Raw genomic sequence first — 2,460 nt, 5'->3', positions numbered from 1 at the left:
CCCTTGACGGGGGAGGCTAGGTGGGGGTGCCGAAAGCCCCAATATTCGGGCTCCCATCCCCCCACCCTGACCCTCCCCGCGAGGGGGAGGGAGCCGGCTGCAACTTCAGCGCCCCGCATCACACCGCCTCGAATTCGAGGATGACCTGATCCACCGCCAGCACGGCGCCGGGGACGGCGTGGATCTTGCTCACGCGGGCGCGCTTTTCGGCCTTGAGCACGTTTTCCATCTTCATGGCCTCGACGATGGCGAGGGTCTGGCCGTCCTCCACCACGTCGCCCTCGGCCACGTCGATGCGCACCACCTGGCCGGGCATGGGGCAGAGCAGGAACTTGCTCATGTCGGGCGGGGTCTTGACCGGCATGTGCTTCAAAAGCGCGGCGATATGCGGGCGCAGCACCAGCACTTTGAGATCGGCGCCGCGATAGCGGATGCGGAAACCCGAGGTGGTGGGCGTAACCTTGAGCACCGCCTGCCGTCCATCGGACCAGTCGAGCCGGGCCAGGCTCTCGCCGGGCTGCCAGCGCAGGTGCGCGGCGGCGCTGCGCCAGCCGGTTTCCACCTGGGTTTCATGACCATGCTGGGTGAGCCGCACCAGCCCCGCGCCGGCGGGGCTTTCGACATGCCAGCGGCTTTCGGCCACGACGCCGCCCCGGCGCTGTTCGCGCCGCGCCATCATCAGGGCGGCGGCGGCGTCAACGTCGAACCGCTGCTCTTCGGTGAGACTGGCGCCGGCAAAACCCTCGGGGAATTCCTCGGCGATATAGCCGGTCGTCAGCCGCCCGTCGCGGAAGCGCTGCTGTTCCATGACACTGGCAAGGAAAGGGAGATTGTTGCCCACGCCCTCGACCTCGAAGCCGTCCAGCGCCACCGCCATGGCGTTTATCGCTTCAAGGCGCGTCGGCGCCCAGGTGCACAGCTTGGCGATCATCGGATCGTAGAAGGTGGAAATCTCCCCGCCCTCGAAAACGCCGGTATCGTTGCGCACCACCAGCGCCCCGGAGGCGCTTTCCTCCGGCGGGCGATAGCGCGTCAGCCGCCCGGTGGAGGGCAGGAAATTGCGGTAGGGGTCCTCGGCATAGAGCCGGCTTTCGATGGCCCAGCCCCGGCGCTGCACCTCGGCCTGCGTCAGCGGCAGTTTTTCGCCATTGGCGACGCGCAGCATCAATTCCACCAGATCGAGCCCGGTGATGAGCTCGGTCACCGGGTGCTCGACCTGGAGGCGCGTGTTCATTTCGAGGAAGTAGAAATTGCGGTCCTTGTCGACGATGAATTCCACCGTGCCGGCGCTGCGATAGCCCACGGCCCGCGCCAGGGCGACCGATTGCTCGCCCATGGCCTTGCGCGTCGCCTCATCGAGAAAGGGCGAGGGCGCTTCCTCGATCACCTTCTGGTTGCGGCGCTGGATCGAGCATTCGCGCTCGTTGAGATAGAGCACATTGCCATGCGCGTCGCCGATGAGCTGGATCTCGATATGGCGCGGCTCGGTGACGAATTTTTCGATGAAGATGCGATCATCGCCGAAGGAAGAGGCTGCCTCGGACTTGGAGCGCTCGAAGCCCTCGCGCGCCTCATCGTCGGTCCAGGCGATGCGCATGCCCTTGCCGCCGCCGCCGGCGCTGGCCTTGATCATTACCGGATAGCCGATGGAGCGGCTGATGGTCACCGCCTCTTCGGCATCCGCGATCAGTCCCATATGGCCGGGCACGGTGGAGACGCCAGCTTCGGCGGCGATTTTCTTACTGGTGATCTTGTCGCCCATGGCCTCGATGGCCTTAGGGGGCGGGCCGACGAAGACGATGCCTTCCTTCTCCAGCGCGGCGGCGAAACCGGCATTTTCCGAGAGGAACCCATAGCCCGGATGCACGGCCTGGGCGCCGGTCTGTTTGCAGGCGGCGATGATCCTGTCGATCTGGAGATAGGACTCCCGGGCGGGCGAAGCCCCGATATGGATCGCCTCATCGGCCATGCGCACATGCAGGGCCTCCCGGTCGGCATCCGAATAGACCGCCACGGTAGCGATGCCCATTTTCCGGGCCGTTTTGATGACCCGGCAGGCAATCTCGCCGCGATTGGCGATGAGGAGTTTTTGAATGGTCATGGCTCTCTCCTCACAGCGGAATATTCCCGTGCTTCTTCTTCGGTCCCTGCACGGCCTTGTGCCGCAGGGTTGAGAAGGCGCGGATGACGCGGCGTCTTGTGCCGTGGGGCATGATGACGTCGTCGATGAAGCCGCGTTCGGCGGCGACGAAGGGATTGGCGAAGCGCGCTTCGTAGTCGGCGGTGCGCCTGGCGATCTTGTCCTTGTCGGCCAGCTCGGACCGGTAGAGGATTTCGGTCGCCCCCTTGGCCCCCATCACCGCGATTTCGGCGCTGGGCCAGGCATAGTTTACGTCGGCCTTGATGTGCTTGGAGGCCATGACGTCATAGGCCCCGCCATAGGCCTTGCGGGTGATGACG

Annotated in this window: 2 protein-coding genes; both read right to left on the bottom strand. The window is 65.5% G+C overall.

Annotated elements, in window-relative coordinates; translation table 11 throughout:
* Window positions 1-118: 118 nt before the first annotated feature.
* Window positions 119-2,101 (bottom strand): acetyl/propionyl/methylcrotonyl-CoA carboxylase subunit alpha, encoded by a 1,983-nt coding sequence (locus VDP82_RS16985; protein ID WP_323016010.1) that lies wholly within the window; start codon window positions 2,099-2,101, stop codon window positions 119-121.
* 10 nt (window positions 2,102-2,111) lie between these two features.
* On the bottom strand, window positions 2,112-2,460 hold a 349-nt coding region (locus VDP82_RS16980), incomplete at its 5' end, for a carboxyl transferase domain-containing protein (protein WP_323016009.1).

The sequence above is a fragment of the Devosia sp. genome, from assembly GCF_034675085.1.
Classification (GTDB): domain Bacteria; phylum Pseudomonadota; class Alphaproteobacteria; order Rhizobiales; family Devosiaceae; genus Devosia.
The sequence above is the reverse complement of the archived record's forward strand: the minus strand, read 5'-3'. Positions and strand labels throughout refer to the sequence as shown.

Bases quoted from the DNA above. Each gene is read 5' to 3' on its own strand.
- VDP82_RS16985 (WP_323016010.1), bottom strand. From the start codon at position 2,101: ATGACCATTCAAAAACTCCTCATCGCCAATCGCGGCGAGATTGCCTGC.